Origin of the sequence: Paenibacillus sp. FSL R5-0908, assembly GCF_038006245.1 — a bacterium.
GTDB classification, from domain to species: domain Bacteria; phylum Bacillota; class Bacilli; order Paenibacillales; family Paenibacillaceae; genus Paenibacillus_AQ; species Paenibacillus_AQ odorifer.
Window position 1 is genome coordinate 2911434 of the sequence record NZ_JBBOUV010000001.1, and the last position, 20065, is coordinate 2931498.

General features: G+C 39.7%; 31 protein-coding genes. 21 read left to right on the top strand and 10 right to left on the bottom strand.

Translation table 11 applies throughout. The features are described 5' to 3' along the window. Positions 1 to 3: 3 nt before the first annotated feature. The 6 genes from MKZ09_RS12810 to MKZ09_RS12835 all read left to right on the top strand — a co-directional run bounded on the left by MKZ09_RS12810 (position 4) and on the right by MKZ09_RS12835 (position 2751). Positions 4 to 543, top strand: coding sequence for a hypothetical protein (locus tag MKZ09_RS12810; protein WP_341040861.1), 540 nt, complete (start codon positions 4 to 6; stop codon positions 541 to 543). A gap of 50 nt (positions 544 to 593) precedes the next feature. Continuing rightward, complete coding sequence (locus tag MKZ09_RS12815) at positions 594 to 728, top strand: hypothetical protein (RefSeq protein ID WP_256718572.1); 135 nt, start codon at positions 594 to 596, stop codon at positions 726 to 728. A 78-nt stretch (positions 729 to 806) separates the two neighbouring features. Beyond that, positions 807 to 1085, top strand: coding sequence for a hypothetical protein (locus MKZ09_RS12820; RefSeq protein ID WP_076138697.1), 279 nt, complete (start codon positions 807 to 809; stop codon positions 1083 to 1085). Positions 1086 to 1100: 15 nt separating this feature from the next. Continuing rightward, entirely contained in the window at positions 1101 to 1367 is a 267-nt protein-coding gene (locus MKZ09_RS12825; protein ID WP_076138698.1) for a phage holin family protein, read from the top strand. Further along, positions 1367 to 2038, top strand: coding sequence for an N-acetylmuramoyl-L-alanine amidase (locus MKZ09_RS12830; RefSeq protein WP_076138699.1), 672 nt, complete (start codon positions 1367 to 1369; stop codon positions 2036 to 2038). Before MKZ09_RS12825 ends, MKZ09_RS12830 begins: the two co-directional genes overlap by 1 nt. Before the next feature lie 116 nt (positions 2039 to 2154). Further along, positions 2155 to 2751: a hypothetical protein gene (locus MKZ09_RS12835; protein ID WP_076138700.1), complete on the top strand. Its 597-nt coding sequence runs from the start codon at positions 2155 to 2157 to the stop codon at positions 2749 to 2751. A gap of 511 nt (positions 2752 to 3262) precedes the next feature. Here the strand turns inward: MKZ09_RS12835 and MKZ09_RS12840 are convergent. Then, positions 3263 to 4150, bottom strand: a complete 888-nt coding sequence (locus MKZ09_RS12840) for an alpha/beta hydrolase fold domain-containing protein (RefSeq protein ID WP_076138702.1) — start codon at positions 4148 to 4150, stop codon at positions 3263 to 3265. Positions 4151 to 4277: 127 nt separating this feature from the next. Here MKZ09_RS12840 and MKZ09_RS12845 point away from each other — a divergent pair, with 127 nt between their 5' ends. The 3 genes from MKZ09_RS12845 (at position 4278) to MKZ09_RS12855 (ending at position 6251) form a co-directional block, all read left to right on the top strand. Next, positions 4278 to 5204, top strand: coding sequence for a LysR family transcriptional regulator (locus MKZ09_RS12845; RefSeq protein ID WP_076273416.1), 927 nt, complete (start codon positions 4278 to 4280; stop codon positions 5202 to 5204). Positions 5205 to 5394: 190 nt separating this feature from the next. Further along, positions 5395 to 6024 carry a restriction endonuclease gene (locus MKZ09_RS12850; RefSeq protein WP_370511197.1) on the top strand — a complete coding sequence of 210 codons (630 nt, stop codon included), beginning with the start codon at positions 5395 to 5397 and terminating at the stop codon, positions 6022 to 6024. Between the two features lie 11 nt (positions 6025 to 6035). After that, the gene (locus MKZ09_RS12855) at positions 6036 to 6251 is read left to right on the top strand and encodes a hypothetical protein (RefSeq protein ID WP_076208663.1); all 216 of its coding nucleotides are present in this window, start codon (positions 6036 to 6038) and stop codon (positions 6249 to 6251) included. 158 nt (positions 6252 to 6409) lie between these two features. Here the strand turns inward: MKZ09_RS12855 and MKZ09_RS12860 are convergent, their stop codons facing one another. After that, positions 6410 to 6856: a hypothetical protein gene (locus MKZ09_RS12860; protein WP_076208662.1), complete on the bottom strand. Its 447-nt coding sequence runs from the start codon at positions 6854 to 6856 to the stop codon at positions 6410 to 6412. A gap of 255 nt (positions 6857 to 7111) precedes the next feature. Between MKZ09_RS12860 and MKZ09_RS12865 the strand changes: the two genes are divergently transcribed. From MKZ09_RS12865 to MKZ09_RS34415, 5 genes are all read left to right on the top strand, one after another. After that, entirely contained in the window at positions 7112 to 7450 is a 339-nt protein-coding gene (locus MKZ09_RS12865) for a hypothetical protein (RefSeq protein WP_076139048.1), read from the top strand. 842 nt (positions 7451 to 8292) lie between these two features. Beyond that, positions 8293 to 8463 (top strand): hypothetical protein, encoded by a 171-nt coding sequence (locus tag MKZ09_RS12870; RefSeq protein WP_178944273.1) that lies wholly within the window; start codon positions 8293 to 8295, stop codon positions 8461 to 8463. 247 nt (positions 8464 to 8710) lie between these two features. Further along, the gene (locus MKZ09_RS12875; RefSeq protein ID WP_178944274.1) at positions 8711 to 8908 is read left to right on the top strand and encodes a hypothetical protein; all 198 of its coding nucleotides are present in this window, start codon (positions 8711 to 8713) and stop codon (positions 8906 to 8908) included. Further along, entirely contained in the window at positions 8905 to 9150 is a 246-nt protein-coding gene (locus MKZ09_RS12880) for a LexA family protein (RefSeq protein ID WP_076208660.1), read from the top strand. Before MKZ09_RS12875 ends, MKZ09_RS12880 begins: the two co-directional genes overlap by 4 nt. A 91-nt stretch (positions 9151 to 9241) precedes the next feature. Further along, positions 9242 to 9406, top strand: a complete 165-nt coding sequence (locus MKZ09_RS34415) for a YolD-like family protein (protein WP_143763757.1) — start codon at positions 9242 to 9244, stop codon at positions 9404 to 9406. Between the two features lie 101 nt (positions 9407 to 9507). Here MKZ09_RS34415 and MKZ09_RS12885 read toward each other — a convergent pair whose 3' ends face one another. The 6 genes from MKZ09_RS12885 to MKZ09_RS12910 all read right to left on the bottom strand — a co-directional run bounded on the left by MKZ09_RS12885 (position 9508) and on the right by MKZ09_RS12910 (position 13261). Beyond that, entirely contained in the window at positions 9508 to 10065 is a 558-nt protein-coding gene (locus MKZ09_RS12885) for a hypothetical protein (RefSeq protein WP_076139044.1), read from the bottom strand. A gap of 232 nt (positions 10066 to 10297) precedes the next feature. Further along, entirely contained in the window at positions 10298 to 11176 is an 879-nt protein-coding gene (locus MKZ09_RS12890) for a hypothetical protein (protein WP_076139043.1), read from the bottom strand. Between the two features lie 394 nt (positions 11177 to 11570). After that, on the bottom strand, positions 11571 to 12050 hold the full coding sequence (locus MKZ09_RS12895; protein WP_076208659.1) for a hypothetical protein: 480 nt from the start codon (positions 12048 to 12050) through the stop codon (positions 11571 to 11573). Positions 12051 to 12138: 88 nt separating this feature from the next. Further along, positions 12139 to 12519, bottom strand: coding sequence for a PH domain-containing protein (locus MKZ09_RS12900; RefSeq protein WP_076139041.1), 381 nt, complete (start codon positions 12517 to 12519; stop codon positions 12139 to 12141). Between the two features lie 84 nt (positions 12520 to 12603). After that, the gene (locus tag MKZ09_RS12905) at positions 12604 to 12810 is read right to left on the bottom strand and encodes a hypothetical protein (protein WP_076139040.1); all 207 of its coding nucleotides are present in this window, start codon (positions 12808 to 12810) and stop codon (positions 12604 to 12606) included. A 226-nt stretch (positions 12811 to 13036) separates the two neighbouring features. After that, the gene (locus tag MKZ09_RS12910; protein WP_076139039.1) at positions 13037 to 13261 is read right to left on the bottom strand and encodes a helix-turn-helix domain-containing protein; all 225 of its coding nucleotides are present in this window, start codon (positions 13259 to 13261) and stop codon (positions 13037 to 13039) included. 73 nt (positions 13262 to 13334) lie between these two features. Here MKZ09_RS12910 and MKZ09_RS12915 point away from each other — a divergent pair, with 73 nt between their 5' ends. From MKZ09_RS12915 to MKZ09_RS12935, 5 genes are all read left to right on the top strand, one after another. Continuing rightward, complete coding sequence (locus tag MKZ09_RS12915; protein ID WP_076139038.1) at positions 13335 to 13532, top strand: hypothetical protein; 198 nt, start codon at positions 13335 to 13337, stop codon at positions 13530 to 13532. Between the two features lie 74 nt (positions 13533 to 13606). Beyond that, positions 13607 to 13882, top strand: coding sequence for a YolD-like family protein (locus MKZ09_RS12920; protein ID WP_076139037.1), 276 nt, complete (start codon positions 13607 to 13609; stop codon positions 13880 to 13882). Positions 13883 to 14016: 134 nt separating this feature from the next. After that, positions 14017 to 15210 carry a glycoside hydrolase family 9 protein gene (locus tag MKZ09_RS12925; protein ID WP_256719341.1) on the top strand — a complete coding sequence of 398 codons (1194 nt, stop codon included), beginning with the start codon at positions 14017 to 14019 and terminating at the stop codon, positions 15208 to 15210. 123 nt (positions 15211 to 15333) lie between these two features. Beyond that, the gene (locus MKZ09_RS12930) at positions 15334 to 16083 is read left to right on the top strand and encodes an ABC transporter ATP-binding protein (protein ID WP_232061291.1); all 750 of its coding nucleotides are present in this window, start codon (positions 15334 to 15336) and stop codon (positions 16081 to 16083) included. Next, on the top strand, positions 16080 to 16841 hold the full coding sequence (locus MKZ09_RS12935) for an ABC transporter permease (RefSeq protein WP_076208658.1): 762 nt from the start codon (positions 16080 to 16082) through the stop codon (positions 16839 to 16841). The genes MKZ09_RS12930 and MKZ09_RS12935 overlap by 4 nt, the downstream gene beginning before the upstream one ends. Before the next feature lie 2 nt (positions 16842 to 16843). Here MKZ09_RS12935 and MKZ09_RS12940 read toward each other — a convergent pair whose 3' ends face one another. Continuing rightward, on the bottom strand, positions 16844 to 17113 hold the full coding sequence (locus tag MKZ09_RS12940; protein WP_076139035.1) for an excalibur calcium-binding domain-containing protein: 270 nt from the start codon (positions 17111 to 17113) through the stop codon (positions 16844 to 16846). Between the two features lie 174 nt (positions 17114 to 17287). On the opposite strand from MKZ09_RS12940, the gene MKZ09_RS12945 reads away from it, so the two are divergent. After that, positions 17288 to 17821, top strand: coding sequence for a hypothetical protein (locus tag MKZ09_RS12945; RefSeq protein WP_076139034.1), 534 nt, complete (start codon positions 17288 to 17290; stop codon positions 17819 to 17821). Between the two features lie 187 nt (positions 17822 to 18008). Continuing rightward, positions 18009 to 18254, top strand: a complete 246-nt coding sequence (locus tag MKZ09_RS12950) for a hypothetical protein (protein WP_076139033.1) — start codon at positions 18009 to 18011, stop codon at positions 18252 to 18254. Between the two features lie 899 nt (positions 18255 to 19153). Here MKZ09_RS12950 and MKZ09_RS12955 read toward each other — a convergent pair. Next, positions 19154 to 20011 carry an alpha/beta hydrolase gene (locus MKZ09_RS12955; protein ID WP_081394420.1) on the bottom strand — a complete coding sequence of 286 codons (858 nt, stop codon included), beginning with the start codon at positions 20009 to 20011 and terminating at the stop codon, positions 19154 to 19156. Positions 20012 to 20065: the final 54 nt, after the last annotated feature.

The window sequence follows — 20065 nt, forward strand, 5'->3', positions numbered from 1 at the left end:
ACGATGAAAGAAGCAATCATAACAGATATGAATGGGCTATACACAGACGTGACGATTGTCTCTGATACTGAGTTCGGAGTCACGCCGCTTTATGAGATTCCGACGTCCGAGTACGATCACGACACGCCAGCAAACGAAACACCGGAGCCAGTGCTTGTCGGCTATCGTGTGGCTGTACCTGTACCTGCTGGACTATATAAGCCACACTTTGATTTAGTTGCATGGAATGCGTGGCAGGACGTTGTACTAGAGGCACAGAGCGACTATGCCGACGAGCTGCATGATTGGCGGGAGCAATGGGCGGAGGGTGAGAAACAAGGTCCTGAGCCAGTTTACACACCTCCAGTACAACCTGATAACCTTTGGGTCGAAGGCTTAACACCAGAAGAGATTGCGGAGTTGACAAAGCCTGGTGAGCTCTCAGAAATTGAGATGTTAAAAAAAGAGAACATGCTCTTAAAAGCACAGAACAACGCAATAACTGAACGTGCAGATTTTATCGAGGACATCATTGCTGAAATGGCAATGCAGATATACCAATGATAGCGCGCATTTTTTACTGGTTCATGTCAAAGAGGAAAGGGGGTGACATCATGATGGCTATGTTTTTCGCACAGCGCGTAATCTTAGGTAAGACCAAATATGTCGAGGTTCCATCTACTTTGAGACCGGGAGTTAAAGAAATTCTGGTTGATAGCGGACTTGAATTCCTTACAGAAGAAGAATAAATAAAGTCGGCGCCCATTGAGGCGTTTTTATTTTGCCCTCGGATCTCCGGGGGCTATTTATATAAGGGGGGGAAGGTAGTGGAGATTACAACGATCACAGCATTAGTAGCAGCAGTAAGCGGTGTTGTATTAGGGTGGGTAACCAGAACATCTGCTTTTAAAAAAGATGTGGCGCAAGAGGCTGGCAGCGGAGCAGTGTTACGTACAGATGTCGAGTACATCAAACGTGGTGTGGACGATATTCGAGCTGATGTCAGACAGCAGGGTCAACGGACGGATGCACTCTCTGAGCGAGTAACACGAGTTGAAGAATCTACCAAGCAAGCCCATAAGCGCTTGGACAAAATCGAAGAATAGAGAGGATGAATTAATATGGAATGGAATGCAGTTATGGAGTTTATTAATCCTGAATTAATGGTTGTTGTCGTAGTTTGTTGGATTATCGGTTATTGGTTAAAACAAACGCCAAAAGTACCGGACTGGAGCATTGTGTATATTGTTACGCTGGTCGCCATTGTATTTGCTGTACTGATGTTAGGGTTTGTAATTACAAGCTTTATACAAGGTATCCTATGTGGGGCTGTAGCTGTATACGGAAACCAGCTTATTAAGCAGGCTAAGAAAAGCGGTGATCAATAATGATTTATCGTAAGGATCATGTACCATTAAAAACAGCCTGTAATCGTCGTCCTTCGCTTACAATGGTAGCGACAACAATAACTATCCATAACACAGGTAATCCATCCAGTACAGCTGCTAATGAGCGCTCATGGCTAACTAATCCCTCTAACGATCGGCAAGCATCATTTCATATAGTGGTTGATAGTAAAGAAGCAGTGGAGTGTATCCCACTAACGGAAAACGCATGGCACTCGGGTGACGGTAGTGGAATTAAATCCGGTAATCGTACAAGCATAGGCATTGAGATCTGCGAGAGTGGCGATTATGCAAAGGCTTTAGATAATGCTGCTGAACTGGTTGCATCGATGCTCAAAGAGCGTGGGTGGGGCATAGATCGGCTTCGGCGGCACTTTGACTGGAGTGGTAAGATTTGTCCTCGTTTGATGTATGATGGTGGGAAGTGGACGGGGTGGACAGCGTTCAAGAATTTGGTTGATTACAAGCTTAAGTTAGGAGTTGCAGTTGTGAATAAAGATGTAAAGGTGACAGTTAACGTGAACGGAAAAAAGGTAGCTGACGGTGTGCTTGATAACGGCACTACCTATACACCAGCTCGGGCAGTAGCAGAGGCGCTAGGAGCTACAGTTGTATATGACGCAAAAACAAAGACTGTTGATATCACGAATTAAATGCTCAAACACTTGAGGTTATGCCCATTGGCTTCGGCTGGTGGGCTTTTTTTAATTGATATAGAGGAATTGACAATTATCTGTCGAAATTTCAATGAAATATGAGATATCATGAAATGGGGTTGAAAACTATTAATTACATATGGAGCGCCGTTATTTCTTCATTCACCGCTATAGCAGTTGTTTTTCTCACAACAAAAGCAAATGAGCGAATATCAAAAAAAAGACTAGAAGAAGAAAGAAAAGAAAGATATGTATTAAGGCTGCTTTCAGTTAGAGAGGAATCTTATAATAAAATCTACAGGTCCTTAATTGATTTACAAAACTATTTAGCTCCGTTTATTAATCCAGGCAATGAATTCTTAGAATATAAAGATATGGATGAATTTGCACCATTGAGTCAGTTCGAGCAGTTATCAGCTATAGCAAGAACGCAGGAAATTTGGCTGCACAAAGAGTCAAACATAAAAATTAATCAATTATTAACTTATCTTAATCAACTAAACCATGAAGCTCTAGAAATAGCTGTTACGAAAATGATTGAATCAGAAGGCGAAAAAATTGATAATGGCATAGATATACAAGAGTCTGCTAAGCTCTATATCGGTGAAGCTTTGAGTAATATCGAAGAATTAAAAGATCACATTAGAAAAGTATCTGGTGGCGAATCTTTAGATAAATATGTTGATGGAGTTACTTCATGGACAAAATAATAAGATGCTAAAGGTACCTGGTGTTTGTCCATTCTGAAATTATTATTCCAATTACTTATTACATAGCAACATGCCCTGTCAACTATGATAGGGGTATATAATACATAGGAGTGATCGTGTTGAGCAATATATACAAAGTCTTAAACACTGACTCTGAATTTCTAACGGCTGCTTTGTCACAGTCTCAAGTAGATATACTTGAACGTCGTGGTGATTTGGCTGGCTGTACAATTGATTGTTGTAGTCCAGTTCAAAAGTGGAGTCCTGTTAGTGTTAAGGTTGCTGATGCTTATTACCTGAGAAGTGAATTTGAATTTAGGATGGTTTTGGCATAAGCGCGAATATCAAATCCCTCGTTAATCTTAATTGATCTATGAGGGATTTGTTGGTGTTCGTGAAGTTCATCCAAAAAACGAGATAATGTTACAGTTAAGGTGTGATGTGTTATAAAATCAAAGGAAGAAAAAGTACTAGGTGTAGCAAAAAAATAAAAGCGATCAGTTAGTAGATCCTACGTATCCTTTATTATTATGTCTATCATTTGTTGCATAGCTGTCTTTGCTTCTGGAATAGGAAATACAGGGAACACGTGATTCATTTGGGGATACTCAAAATAGTTGATGCTTACTTTTTCTTTTTCGGCTAATCCCTTAAATTTTCGAGCATCGGGAAGGAATAATTCATGAGTACCTATAAATAAGGAGATTTTGCCTAAGCCTTGTATAGGTCCATTCATCGGACTTAATAAATAATTACTTTTTACTGCTTCCCCGGCATAAATTTTACCGACCTCGATCAAAAGTTTCGCATCAAGCATAGGTTCTTTGCTCTCCATTGTTGCTACATCCGGATGATTGAGTGTGATGTCTAGCCATGGGGAAAGGAGTATAATGTTGCCTGGTTGCGAAATATCATTTTCCAATAAGAATTGTGCTAGAGCAAGTGCAAAGCCACCACCTGCTGAATCACCCATCAGCACAATATTCTCTGGTTGAACCTTGGTTAATAAGTATTCATAGATAGGAAGAACCTGCTCAAAGGCTTCTTTGTAATTATGATTTGGGGCTTTAGGATACACAGGTACATATATTGTTCCATTCACCTTTTGGGATAATTTATATAAAAAACGCCAATGCCATGATAGTGGTTGTTCGATATATCCTCCGCCGTGTAGATACAAAATTACTCTTGTATGTGGTTCTGAGGTTGATTCCAAAATATATGTGTCTAATGAATAGGTATTATCTTTCAGTATATGATATTTTTGTTGAAGCTTAGCTGGTATTACATAAGGGGTTTGATTAGCTATTCTTTTTTGTTCTATATAATAGGCTGTGTTGATCTTCTTTTTATTTAGTAATAATAAACGTTCGACAAGGAAACTTTGCCAACTTCTCATCCTGATGACCTCCAATAACGATAACATGCATAAATGTTCTGCTATATATTCATAATACCAACTCATCATGATAAAATATATTTAAATATAATTAAGGTTCCTAAATATATATTTAAGGATGAGATTGATGAATATCACGCAATTACAGTATTTGATTTCAGCTGCTAATTATGGGACTTTTACTAAGGCTGCTAGTGTGCATCATTTGACAGTACCTACGATTAGTCAATCGGTACGGCAGCTAGAAGATGAATTGGATACAGTTATCTTTCATCGTACAAAGAAAGGAATCACCCCAACGAAAGAAGGACAGTTAATCCTCCAACATTCTGTATCCATTCTTAAAAGTGTGGAGATAATGAAGCGGGAGCTATCACTTCTTAAAGAAGAATCATCAGAAAATATTATCATTTCCACCATACCAGGAATGGTTCCACAGGTTGTTCAAACTACCATTGAGTTTGCTAAAAGATATCCTTTACTGAATGTTCAAATGTTAGAGGGTGATACAGAGACAGTACAAAGTCACGTGAATGAAGGATATGCAAGTATGGGTTTGGTTTCTTACAGTTCTGAGCAACAAAAGGATGCTTCTTTTGATTGGATGCCTTTAATACAAGGTAAGGCTGTACTGATCGTGAACAAGAATTCCTCATTACGGTTTTTGAACGCTGTAACTGCTGAGGATTTAAGAAATGAAGTGTTTGTCCTATATAGAGATGAATATATTGAATCAATTGCTCATAATTTGATATCTGCACATCCTACTAATCGAGTTGCGCTATCTACCAATAATATGGATGCCTTATATCAAATGGTTGTCAAAGGAGATACCATTACGATAGGACCTGATTTTATCATTCACTCTTTACCTTCAAGTTATCAAAAACAGATTGTAACTGTTCCGTTGAAACACTACAATTCCGAGCCAGTAGTTTTAGGGCGGATTACTAGAAAACAAGAACGCGATACGAGGATGGCTGAGGAGTTCACAGCCCGTTTAATAGAGTTATTTATGGGAGCTCAAAGTAGTCTTGAAGATGAGAACAAATAGAAACACGCTGTTGGCTTTGGTTGGTAGTCTTTTGCGTTCTGGAAAATCTCGTTACCTGTGATATAGAGTGCATATACATAATGTTCCAAATCATTTATATTAAGGTTATATGGTTTGGAAGTACTGGCATTGTAATTTGGAAGAATCTTGCCAATGTCGGCGAGGGTCTTAAATTGATGGGGGTTGCTGGTTGACAAAAATTATAATTTTCATGGTTATTATTGTTATCATTACTGCTGCTTTTGTATTCAAAGTTTTATCAACAAAGAAGAGTTACCCTCCCCAAAGTAGAGTAATTGATCCACTTAAGATTACGATCCAGGACATAGACCGAATGGAAGACGGAACTGACTTTGAAGAATATCTGTATCGTTTATTTTTAGCATTGGGGTACATTGATGCATATAAAACACAGGGGAGTCGTGATTTCGGTTCTGATTTAGTTTTTACTGATCGTGAAGGATATCGAAATGTTGTTCAGGCCAAAAGGTATTCGAATCCGGTAGGATTAGGAGCTGTTCAAGAGGTTTATGGTTCGATGAGATATTACCGAGCTAAGAAGTCCATGGTGATATCCTCAAATCAATATACATCAGCATGTGAAGAACTTGCTGGTTATAACGCAGTGAAATTACATAATCGCAGTGATCTCATTAATATCATGGACTTATTTAAGTCAGGAGAGATAAATAAAGCAAAAGATATCATTGAGTCGGAACCGAGAATTATACTAGATTCATGGGATAATTATATGAATAGTAATAAAGTTATTAAGAAGGATTTTAAGGCGGAAAAACGACTGGTCACGAAGAATAAATAGGAGTGATCGTATTGAGTAATATATACAAAGTCCTAAAGACAGACTCTGAATTTCTTACGGCTGCTTTGTCACAGTCACACGTAGATATACTTGAACGCCGTGGTGATCTGGCAGGGTGTATAGTTGATTGTGGTGGCTCGATTCAGAAATGGAGTCCTGTTAGTGTTAAAGTCGCGGATGCTTATTATATGAGAAGTGAATTTGAATTTAGAATGATTTTGGCATAATCGCGTATGAAAAATACCCCATCTACATTAAGGTAGATGGGGTATTTTTCATACTGACATTTTAGAACGTAGGTCTGAACATTAGGTGGAGATTTTAACATTTATGTTCTTTTCGCTTCGAAGAAATGGGTGTTATCAGCAAATTCATGAGGCTGGGTTTAATACCATATATATTGGGCATAACCCTTTACAGTATACCCACCAGGCAGAATTCCATGTAATCTGATTCTATAATCTCCTGTTTCAAACCCGCCTGGGAAAAGAACAGTCCAGGCACCATCCGAAGGGGCAGCAGCAGTCAATAAACTTTTCCATGTACAAACAATTGATCCTGATTTATCACATTTTTCTAAAGAAACCTTAAATACACCATCATTAGAATCATAAGTGCTTGTACTTGTAAGATTAACTGTGATATTGGTATTGGGATTATAGACATGGAATGTAGGGGTATAAAAGTTACTAGAAAATTCATAACTGAAGGTATCCTGAGATAAAGGTGAAATGTCAGCTGGAGGAGAACTTGTATTTACAACTGCGGTAACATCATCAGTTACGGGTGCGATATCTTCAGCTGCGGATGAATGAGATGGTAATAAAATCACAAAAAATTATACTGTCATTAGTACTAAACTTAGTTTATTCTTCATTTTACACTCTCCCCAAAATGTTATTTTATTCTATTTTATTATAAAATATTACATTTATTTGTATATAGGTATAATTGATCATAAAATAATGTAAATTATTGTTGAATTTAGATTTTTTACGTCTTGATTATTTAGTATCACCTACAGAATAAAACTTGTGCATTAAATTTCTTGTTATTGCTAACTATAGATAAAGAAGAGGTGATCAAATTGAAATTCAAAATGAAATTACTTGTGATTCTGTCGACTTTGTTCCTAACTATGAGTGTAGGTCGAATTTGTTTAGCTACGCCAGGAGATCATATTGAAGATCCAGTAAAAGACATACGAACATACACATTATCTATCCTCTTTGAAGAAATCAATAGCTCTATATCAAAACAATTTGGTTCGGATTGGGGTTTCTTTCCTAAAAAAGTTTGTGAGATAAATGGTAAGAGTCTTACTGTTGAGGGGAATCTTTTCAAAGACAATCAAACCAAAAAAATTAGAGTTGATTTAGAAAAGGAAAATTCAAGGTATAAGGTTATTCGGGTTTCGGAAATTTAGTGGAATATGTTAATGATTACTCTGTAGTCAACATGCGAATAAGTTATAGGTGAATTTTAAAGGATTATAAAAATTTCCCACCAACCTTAAGTGGTCGGTGGGATGTTCGAAATCTTTAAATTACATTAACAGTAGATCGTTTGCAAACGGTTTCGAAAAGAATATAATATCTTAATAAGATTCGGAAGGACGCCCATCAAACTAGACGGGGCATTTTTGACTTAAGGAGCGATGAAATGAAAAATCAACTCCTATTTTTTGGAATTTGCTTTACAGTGGCCACGGTTGTTATAAATCTGTTCATATTATTAAAGTACAATGTTCCACATGTTCAGCAATGGTATTGCTGGTCAATTGTGTCATTATGCGGTACGCTCATATATAACGGGGGCTACTACTATTTAAAGAAGAGAAAAGGCGTTTGTGTGATTAACGTCGGAGTAATTATTCTAGGAGTATTAGTGTTTATATTTTTATTTTAGAAGTGATTGTTTGAGTACTACATACATAGAGAAGCACAACTTTCTAACGAAGAGCTGACTTTGGGCAATGGCATTTATCTAGAACTTTAAAACAAATATGATTGAAAAATTCTTGGGTTAGAGTCCATATTAGAAGGCTATACGTAAGAATCTATCGAGATAGCTACCGCTCGAGGCATCCAACTATGATTTTAGTTTAGAGTAAAGACAAGAATACTCCGTCAACCTTCGCATTGAGTGTCCAGTTTTATTCTATGGCTTGAATATATAGTTTTGATACAGAAAAAATTTGTATGCATAGAAAGAAGATAGGCTGGGAATATATATACAATAACGTTCGCTTGAAAGGAAGAGGTAATTATGAGTAATGAACTTCTCAAACTCAATGCCTTTCTTAGTTGGTCCATAATGATTTCATTTGGATTCTTATTTGCTTTAACAGGAAAACCAACATATTTGCTTGCTGTAGTATTCAATGCTATTGTGATCTTCTTGTTTTCTAACGAAGGGGATAAACAAAAAGATCCATGATCATCAAGAACCCAGTTGTTTTGTTTGCATAGGGTATAAGTAACCCCTTTTCAAGACTCCATCACCTTTAAACTCGCCTGAGTATAGGCGAGTTTTTTAATCTTTGTAAAAGATTTTTGTAATTAAATGATGGAGAATTATTTATTTTCTTTTTAATCCCAATAGATTAATATGTGTTCGCTTGATTTAAGAACATGTGTTTGGTTATAATACAAACAAATGTTCTTATATTTAGGAGGTTACCATCATGCAAATGCAGATTGGTCAAACCATTGAAATTATTTACTCAGATAAGGTTGGCAAGATAACTCAGCGTAAAATTGATATTAAAGGCATAAAGGACGGGGAGATTCGCGCAACATGCTTAAATACAGGAGCGCCGAGGGTGTTTCTAGCGATAAACATATTAGCTTGGCAGCCAAGTGATAAAGGAGCAATTGCATGAAGCCATTAACGAATAAAGAAAAAGAAATACTCAGATCATTAATTAAGATGATCGAAATCAATCACTATCCACCTACTTTGCGGGAACTTGCCAAGGAGGTAGGATTGTCATCTACAGCGGTAATACATGCGCATATGGAGCGTTTAGAGATTAAGGGGTACATACAGAGAGGTAAGAACATGCCGCGAGCGTTGAGAGTCATTAGGGGAGTCGACGGAGACAATGAAATCACAACAGCGTAAGAAACTTGAGGGTGATGGTCTTTGGGAGGGAAGTCGGATGATAATGCTGAGCATAAAAATAGGATTCTGGACGATTCGTTGAAAAAAAGAGGTGCGATCAAAGCCTGATTTAGATCCCCGAGCATTAGTGGAGATCTCACAGGTGTTAGCTCAATCATTAGAAGATTGCAGTCCCATCACATTAACGGTGTTTAATGTGATCGAGGATATACAAATACATGGCATAGTGATGAGGGTAGACTGTCAATTAGGATAGATTAAATTTCTCCATGATGATGACTGGGAATGGATAATGATAGACGATGTAATTGGAGCTATTACATAATAAAGCCTCAGGGTTTCCTCTGAGGCTTCTGCTTATTTAAGAATATACTTACCTGAACCCTTATATTTATTAGTTTTTGTATCCCAAGTAAAAGTTCCTGAAACTATATCCCATCCTCCGTTTTGCCGATATTTTTTCCATACTTGACGTATTTCACCGTTCTTTTCGAAGTCTACTCCGATGTCTGCAATGAAATGAAGTTTTTGTACTAGAGTACCGTTTTCGAGTCGGTATACATACACCACGGTAGAAGGTGGTGTATCCACTACAATTGCGACATGTTTTTCTTTGCTGGAAGCTGGAAGAACCTTAATCTCCAAATCTTCTTCCTCATAAGCTACACCTGTATTAATTAGAACTAAAACATCTTTGGAATTTAGGAAGAATAGGTTCCCTGAGTCTGTTAAAATAATGGATTCATTTTTCTTGTCGTTGTTTAGATCTACTGTTTTTAATGAGAGGATCTTTTCATTAGGATATTTCTTGATTACAATATCTTTTGCGTGTTGGGTGGGAGATTGAGCGCTTACTGGGATTATCAATGAGTTCAACAAAAGAAAGAACCCAAGGAATGTCGTTAACGTTTTCATTTTAAAACAGCTCCTACATATAATTGTATTTTTACATTCCTCTAGTTAGTGATTATACTGGAGGGGCTTAGTCGTCGATGACGGTGACATTGAGTGCTGGAAGAATTATTAAAATTCATTAAAATGACTAGGTGAATCATGTATTGGTAAAATACCTATCAGGATTCAACAAAGTATAAGATGTAGTAGGTGCAAGTATACAGAGAAGCCCTAGGTTTCCCCAGGGCTATTTTTATTGAACTTTTTGAATAGTAGACACCGTTAGTAAGATGGCATTAGTTGTGCCTCCACCTACGTTAGCAAAAGAATAGGCTGCAGTAGGAACACCCTTAAATGTAACGTAATCACCATCAAGGATATCTCCAGTAGAATTTAGATAAATACCCATAATGGAATCTCCATTATCGTTCATGATATGTATAGCCGCGAGAGTTCCAAAGTCTGTTTCTTCCTCTGAAATTTGAACCACTTCCCCAGATACTTCGATCATCTTTGCATAGTAAGGTGAGATGTTTTTAAATAAATGACGAGAGGTAATAGTTGGATCAACTTCAGCAGCTGCTTTACTTTTAGTTTCTGCGCTAACAGCAGGAAATAGATCAAAGTTACTCACCAAGTATTCACGAGTCCTATCATCTAATTCGGATGCGCCTTCTGTGAGGTTGGTGACAACCTGAGTCATGACGAGAGCTGCCTGTGATTTCTTAGCAGCTTCTTCAGCCTCTGCTTTAGCCTTAGCATCAGCCTCTGCTTGGGCTTTTTCTTCTGCTTCCTTAGCAGCCTTCTTTTCAGCTGCTGCTTTCACTTTTGCTTCTTCTTTGGCTTTCTTTTCAGCTTCTTTTGTAGTATCTTCTGCTGTTGTATTTTTAGAGTCTTGATTTGCGCTAACTGTTTTTGCTTCTCCATTAGTATTTGCAGAAGTTGGTGTTTCAGCAGCTGTTTCGGCGTCATTAGATGAATCAACTGATACAGCAATTATAAAAATTGCAAAGCACGCCAAGGCTGATAAGAATAACTTTTTCGTTTTTTTCTTCTTAATTAAATAAATCAATCCCATTACAACCAAAACAACACTTGCTAAAAAACTTAATAACCCCACTGTCATCCACATTTTCTATATCCTCCTAAAAAATGATAATTATCGCCACGGAATAGTCTATCAGAATCAGGTAATTATTACTATGTATTTTCATGGAATAACATCTAAACTAGGGGTTTGGTATTGATCTAGAATAGATAGTGTGAATATAGTGACATTATATAAAAAATCGTATGACATTGTGATGTGAACGGATCGACAACCATTATAAATTGTATTTAGACTTCTTAGAGGAAGACCAGAACTGATATGGTTGGGAAAATTGAACAATATAGATATTAAAATACCCCGGGTGTCCTCGGGGTATTTTAATTGGTTTTAAACCAGGCACCGCCTGTACCGTCTTATTAACGAGTATAACTTATAACTGGCAAGAGAAATATTTCTATGTTGTTGAAAGGATTAGTTATTGAATCATTCCCATTTCACGGAGCCTATTTTTAATGTTTTTTAACCGAACTTCCTTTTCATTTGTTTCTTCAAGCTTTAATGAATCTACGTGTGTTTCTTTATATTTTCCAATGATTTTCTTTAAGGTTAATTCCCCGATATCTTTTTCAGTGTGTATTGTTATCGTTGGGGGGATTTTGTGATTTTCTATTATCTTGGGATCTGCAGAAATCCGTTCTAGTAAATTAAGTAGAAGTACTTGCTTTTTAGCACCTATTCTCCGTGCCTGATATATTTCTTTCCGAGTACAGTTTAATAAACGATCAAGATCTAAATGACCTTGGATGTATAGAGCATTTATAAGCCCCGTTAAATTGTGTCCTCGTTCTTCTTCTTGAGCCACGGTTTTTAAACAATCGATATCCATATAATAAAGATGTGCTGGAAGTGGAAAGTAGTGTCTTAATACTGTGTTTTCATCAATGATGTTTTCCATGATGATTTACCTCCATTAGAATATAGGGACACTATAACAGGTTTACTGTTATGGTGAAAGTTGTATTGATTTTTTGTTTTATAAGCTTTTACAGGTTTTCGCGATAACTAATATTATGAGCAGACTTCTCTTCACGAACCGCCTTGCGAATTATATCTTTAACTTTATGAGCATCTTGAATGTCTTCGAATATAACTGAAGAATTAGAAATGTCATCGGAGAATACTGTGACTGACCCTACACCAATCAATTTATCTTTGAGAGACTGTTTTACGGATAAATCCCGTACTCGAAGAAGTTCAACTTCCTCAATATTTTTCCCAATGAGACCGGACTCTATGATTATCCGCTGAGTCGTGATTTTGTAGGTCGTATTGTTAAGAATACCGAGTTTTGCTTTTTCCTTTAATCGATCCGAGATACCAGCAGGTTTGCCTTCCCATAAAACTAATTCTTCGCTATTAGACATAAACTAATCCTCCTAAGGCTTTATAAAGATTAGTCTATCAAAACGAGGAAAAACTTACTATATTATTCTGTGAGTGAAGCCTCTTTATATCTTTACTTCTTCCCATCCTGGTGGTAATGGATTCTCAGGTGCTGTTTCTAGATATGCTGGCAGCACACTAATAAGTAACGGCTCATCAATATCTAGCAAGACAGTTTGTGTTCCTTTAGCTATAACAATACCGATCTTATTGATATGGAAACCGTTTTTGATACGGACCCGAACGCCAAGTTTTAACTCTTCGATTTTCACTTCTTCCATCCCCTAAGGTTGATTTTCCTTACTTCGTACTATTAAGTATCGTTGTTATATGAATATGGTCTTAACTGTTAAAGTTTGTATTTAATTACCGATAGTCATTTCGACATATAGCGACAGTAATTTGACATTAAAGATATTACAATGCACGTAAGATCATTTACGAACCTATAGGTTCGTTTTTTATCCGAGGGAGTGCGACCAAAGTCGCCCTGCCTGTTCAATCTTTCTCAACGACCTTCCAAGTATATAATGCCTCCATAGGAACGCCTAGAATTAACGAAGCAGTATGCATGGCCTCAACACTCATAGGTTTACTATTGTCGCACCAATAATAAACCATACGTGAAGACCAACCGCTTCGGCGGGCAAATTCTGCAGGAGTCATTTCTTGGCTGTTCAGAATAGATTGCAGCAGACAGTTCCCACGGAAGGATCTGATCACTGCGGTAAGCCCCTTCGATTAAGTTGATGATTTCGAAGGAATTATAACACACTATACATCATGAGGTGAGGAAATGAGACGAATTGATTTGAACGATTTATCATTCGCTGCAAAATTAAAATCGGACTTAATGATACTACTCTGGGATCTTGAAAAGGAAAGTTTGCCTCAACAAGAAAATTTTATAGACGAGTTTCGTTCTGTTATTGGTGAATTTATTGAGTTTGAAAGCATTCTACAAGAATCCTTTAAACCAAATTCCTACAATTAGGAATATATAGGATATTGAAATAGGAACATAGGTTCGTGTATAATCCAATTATCATACATGAAAGGGTGATACTCATGGCAGCCGTTCCTAAGCCGTCAAAAAGCAAACAGACTGAAAATATCCGCCCAAAACTCGATGAGTTTACGCAAGAAGAGATTGCAGAAAAATTAAGAGAAGCACAGGAAAGTCACAAACCAATCTTTATCTCCGCTTGGAGACGTGAACCATTCAAAGGAGAAGTCATTGAATTAGATGGCCAGACACAACGCATACATATTCGAAGGGGATACGATGACACCGTTAAAATACCGTTTAAAGATATTCTTAAAGTGGATGACCCGGGGGAATAATCCCGGGTCTTTACTTTGTGGACTTTCCCACATCTTTCCCACAATAATTAAAAATCAGATACTTTTTTTGATGTAAACAATGTACACACTGGAATTAAAAACCGCGTCACTATGCTAATAAAATAATTAATGTAATCGCCGGACAACAGTGCCATAATGCAGGTGATTATGGAAAATATAGCGGTCCCGGAGCGAAAGCTATCGCGGATATGCTGCTTGCATATGAATTATATCCCTCGGCTTTTGTAAGCGCTATCCCTTTGCCTGAAAGTGATGGATCTACGCCAGATGTGCTGCTGGAATGCAAGGTGGAGCTCGATTGGTTGTTTAAAATGCAAGACTCTGCAACAGGTGGCGTATACCATAAACTGACTACGCTAAGCTTTCCTGGTCTGGATGTTATGCCTGAGGACGATACAGCAGACCTGTACTTCTCACCAATATCTGCTACTGCAACTGGGGATTTTGCTGGTGTTATGGCTATGGCTGCAAGAGTGTACGAGCCTTTTGATGCTGCTTATGCGCGGAAATGTCTGGATGCTGCGGGGGCAGCATGGGAATGGCTTGTTCAGCATCCCGATGCACCGGGATTTACGAATCCTCCTGAGATCAGCACTGGAGAATACGGAGATGGGGTCGATAAGGACGAGCGGTATTGGGCAGCGGCAGAGCTGTATCGTACGACAGGGAAAGAGGAATATCATCAAGCAGTTCTACAGCTAGCACAGCTGGTTTTTCCAAAATACAGTTTAGGCTGGGGCGATATGGGGGGCTATGGCACGATTGCTTATCTGTTAAATGGTGAGGAGCTAGCAGACCGTGCTTTATATGCCTCGTTAAAAGAAGGGCTTGTTGCTGAGGCGCAACGATTAGCGGAGCAGAGTCGTGAGGAGGGCTATAGGATCTCCTTAAAAGAGGAGGACTATATCTGGGGCAGCAATATGCTAGTAATGAACAATGCAATGCTGCTGCTGGCGGCTGAATATTTTAGTGGAAACTCCGGTTTTGCGGACTGTGCCTTAGATCATCTACATTATCTGATGGGGCGTAACGTACTGGATATCAGCTATGTTACAGGGTTTGGGGATCATGCCGTGATGAATCCGCATCATCGCCCTTCTGTTGGTGACCATGTGGCTGATCCGGTGCCAGGATTGGTGTCAGGGGGGCCAGATCGTGGGCTGCATGATGAATATGTAGTTGAGCATTTACAGGGAATACCAGCTGCGCAGTGCTTTGTCGATCATGAGCTTAGCTATTCTACGAATGAAGTGACGATCTATTGGAATTCACCTGCGGTGTTTGTTGTGGCCCGGTTTAATCAATAAAAAGCAATAGTTCGATTAGGGAAAGGCGTCCTGAAACTGGATGTCTTTCTCTTTTTTATAGCTGAAATGCTATAATACTAGACGGTATGATATTTTAGTAGGATGGTATTAGGAGGTAGGGGATTGAGTAGTATTTTTGAAATTCAAAGTCTTGCAAAACTTAACTGGAAAAGTAACGACCACACTTCGAAATATCTTTTCTCGGAAATCTCCGCAGACATAGCTGAATCGGACCGCATCGCACTGATTGGTGCTTCTGGCCAAGGGAAAAGTACACTCCTTAGAATTCTGGCTCTCTTGGATGCTCCGGATGAGGGAGATATGTTGGTAAATGGGACTTCATATAAAAGTATGGATGCGAGATTATGGAGGATGAAAATAGGGTTTGTAGCACAACAAGCGGTCATGCTGTCTGGCAGTGTGGAGGATAATTTAAGAACTGTCAGCAGACTGCATGACAAACCTTATGATCTTAAACTAGTGCAGCGACTAATTGGGCAATTGGGGCTGGAACATTTGGATTTAAGCAAAAAAGCGGCAGATTGTTCGGGTGGTGAAAAGCAGCGGATTTCTTTAATTCGATCCTTGCTGCTCCGACCTACGGTATTATTGCTCGATGAAATCACCGCTTCGCTCGATGTCAACAGCACTCAAATGGTTGAGAAGCTACTAGAGGATTGGCATAAGGAAGAAGGGACTTCGATGATTTGGGTTACTCATGATCTTAAGCAGGCGAGCAGAATAAGCACAACTACATGGTTTATGGGAAAAGGCAGGTTGGAACAGCATGTGAGCGAGTCATTTTTTGCTGAATCTGCGGAAGATTTGGCTAAAAGATTCGTTCGGCCTTCGGAAGGAGCGTCGTTGTTATGAGTTATACAGCACTAAGCTTCACGCTTCTGTTTGTATTAGGGACGATGTTGGTCTCCGTGTGGCAAAAGCTCGGACTGGAAAAAGATATCATTGTAGGCACAGTGCGGTCGGCCATTCAATTGCTTGCAGTCGGGTATGTGCTGCAATTTATTTTTAAATCGGATCAGAGCATTTATGTAATTGTGATAATTCTCTTCATGATCAGTGTAGCCGCATGGAATGCAGCCAAAAGAGGCAATGGCTTGCGCGGATTAGTCTGGAGAATTGGACTGGCGATTGCTACTATGGAACTGCTCATGATGGGCATTCTGCTCAGCTTACATATCATTGAGGCTACGCCACAATATATCATTCCGATTAGCGGCATGACCATTGGCAGTGCTATGGTGGTTTCAGGGTTGTTCATTAACCATATCAAGCATGAAATTCAGCAGAGCAAAGGGGAGATTGAAACGTTGTTGTCTCTTGGCGCAACGGTCCCACAGGCAATCCAGGAAGTTAGAAAAAGATCTGTAAAATTCAGCATGATTCCTACCATCGACGGTATGAAGACGGTTGGGCTTGTCCAACTCCCTGGAATGATGACCGGAATGATCATCGCGGGCGCAGATCCTGTAGTAGCTGTTCGTTATCAGATATTAATTGTGTTCTCGTTCACTGCCTCTGCTGCCATAACGAGTATGCTGCTCAGTGTACTGAGCTACAGACTCTTTTTCACGCCGGATCTAAGGCTCAAGCAAATAGTGGAGCAAGGCTAAGACTATTTCTCACAAGCGATTCCGTCTTTGTCACGGTCGCTTTTTTTATTGGCATTATAGAGTTCTTTTGATACGTAGGGTTTGTATTTCGTTTTGCCGCCTTTGTTCTTGGTTGAGCTGGAAATGGCTACTCCACCTTTGTAATCTTTGTTTAGCTCCGTGCAGTTTTTGTAGGTTTTGACCTTGGATTCTGCGCTTGCTGTATTCAAGGTAGCGACGGATAGACTGAGCAGCAGGCCTGCTGTTAGACAAATGTTTAAGATTTTTTTCATGGGAACATCTCCTATAAAATCTAATGGAATTGATGATTGTATAGTATCGTTGTATTTTATATTACCAGTTTAATTCATTAAGGTATACATTATTGGTGGATTTGGAAACCGTGTACATATTTACGAGTGAAGTGGGGGAATAATTAGATTCAATTCACATGTAGTTAACAGGCTATGAATGAGGTGATTCTAATTAACAAAAAGAAAATGGCGACTGCCCTAATTGCAGGATTGTTGCTTCTGCCGGGAATGGCCATGGGTGCATCAGCCCCCGTTACTATGACTCACGTTAATGGAGAACTGCTATCGGCTATGCCCAAGCGAGCTCCGGAGTCTAGGCGCATTATATTACCTTCTGCAATTCAAGCATCAGAGCTTTACGGGTTCGGATTGCAGCATCGTAATGCCTCAATTCAATATTCGATCTTCTCCAAAGACTTCAAAAAGATTATGTATCCGCGGTTTGTCGAACTAAACTGGGTGACGGGTGTCTCTAGCCCTTGGATCACGAACTACGAGGTCACTAAAGAAACGATAATTAACAAGAATTCAGAGGTCATAGAAATGCGTCTGGATACTGCGACTTCAAGTGGACCAGCACCTTCTATACTTTTGACAATCTCACTTGTGCAAGAGAAGAATAGCTGGGTAATTACCGGAGTGACATCGGACCCCGAGCTGCCGCGTGGCGGATTGCCCAGGAAGTAGGTTGGTTATGTATAGGAAAAAGAGCAAGCGTAGTAGGGGGTTCCCATACGCTTGCTCTTTTTTTGATTCGAAAGCACAATCGTTTAGTTCACGCAGCCTGTGTCTCCACAAATGATCAGTGACAATGTTCAGCTCAGAGTGACAGTACCAACTCAAAGTAGCAAGACTATCTGAGAGTGACAGTGGCATGGCTAACTCAGCGTGGCAATGTTCAGCTCAGCGTGGCAATGTTCAGCTCAGAGTGGCAAGGCTAACTCAGGGTGGCAGTGCAGCTCAAAGTGGCAAGGCTAACTCAGCGTCACAAATCATCAGGGACAATGTTCAGCCTAGAGTGATAATACCTGCTCAGCGTCACAAATCATCAGCTTACGTTGGTGATTACTTAAGAGACCTCACTTCACAGATCGTTACGGACTGTATTGCAGCTATTTAGGCATTATGGTCGTTCTGGCGAGAGTTTCGGACTGTATGGCTCTTATTCCCCTCAAATCACGCATTATAGGAGGACATTTGGGTGAATAGCTGCATCTGAGTCCGATAGCATGACTAAATCGCCGAAATTATGAAAATAAGAGCTCCTCGGTCCGAACACCGCCAAACTCTAGTGTATTTAAAGTCGCAATGTTCAGTTCAGCGTGATAATACCTGCTCAGCGTCACAAATCATCAGCTTACGTTGGTAATTACTTAAGAGACCTCACTTCACAGATCGTTACGGACTGTATTGCAGCTATTTAGGCATTATGGTCGTTCTGGCGAGAGTTTGGGACTGTATGGTTCTTATTCCCCTAAAATCACGCATTATAGGAGTACATTTGGGTGAATAGCTGCATCTGAGTCCGATAGCATGACTAAATCGCTGAAATTATGAAAATAAGAGCTCCTCGGTCCGAACACCGCCAAACTCTAGTGTATTTAGAGTGACAATGTTCAGCCTAGAGTGATAATACCTGCTCAGCCTCACAAATCATCAGCTTACGTTGGTGATTACTTAAGAGACCTCACTTCACAGATCGTTATGGATTGTATTGCAGCTATTTTGGCATTATGGTCGTTCTGGCGAGAGTTTCGGACTGTATGGCTCTTATTCCCCTCGAATCACGCATTATAGGAGGAGATTTGGGTGAATAGCTGCATCTGAGTCCGATAGCATGACTAAATCGCTGAAATTATGAAAATAAGAGCTCCTCGGTCCGTACACCGCCAAACTCTAGTGTATTTAAAGTCGCAATGTTCAGCTCAGAGTCACATAGCCCAGCTCGCGAAGCCCAGCTCAACGCAAAAACCCCAGCTCAAGCCACAACAGCTACTAGACTATCCAGCTGTTTAGCGACTAATCTCTTCCCGCCTTCACCATCAATTCCGCCAGCATTTTGGGTTCGGTTCGAACGGTGGTCATGTGATCTCCTTTGCCCTCGATGAAGCGGAAAACGCCTAAATGACTGGATTGTGTAGGATGGAATCCGTACGGACCTTGCGGTATCGCGGTGTCCTCCGTTAGATAAAGATAACTTTTGGGAATCTGGAGACTGTAAAATTTCTTGAGATCAAGCTTTTCGAAAAGTGGACTTGCTGGCTCAGGAGGAGCTTGTTTGTAAAAAGCTTGCGCTTCCGCAAGACTGGCGGTGTTGACGAATGTATCCCGGAAAAGAGGGAAAGGGAGCGTTATGGTGTTATTGCCGGAATTATCTCTCAGCTGTTCAAAGTACTTCAGCGAATCAGCTGGAAATTGGTCCGCCACACTTTGCCCATCCAGCGGTGCGAAGGCGTCGAAGAATACCAGACGTTTGATTCGATCCGGTACTTGCTGAGAGACGGTTTGGATCACCGACCCACCAAAGCTATGTCCGAGCAGAATAATATCCTTTAAGTCTTTTTGCTTGATATAGTCGACAACAGATTGTGTGATTTGCGCATGCGTTACATTATTGTTTTTGTCCCCGCCATGTCCGGCATATTCCGGAGTATAGACGGTGTGTCCTAAGCTGCGAAGTGCGGCGGCCGTTTGATCCCAAAAACCAGCAGTAGCCCAAGACCCATGAACTAGAACAAATGTAAGAGGCGCTTGTTTCGCTGCTGTTTTGTTATTGGCGGCCTCAACCGTGGAGCTGAGATTCATAGGCTGGAAACCCATAATTGTAAAGACAGTGATACATAACGCTAACACTATTTTTGTACGAATCGATTTCATACTGTGCCTCCTATGTGGGGTGAGAGTGTAGTACTTAGAGGATGCCCCGTTTAG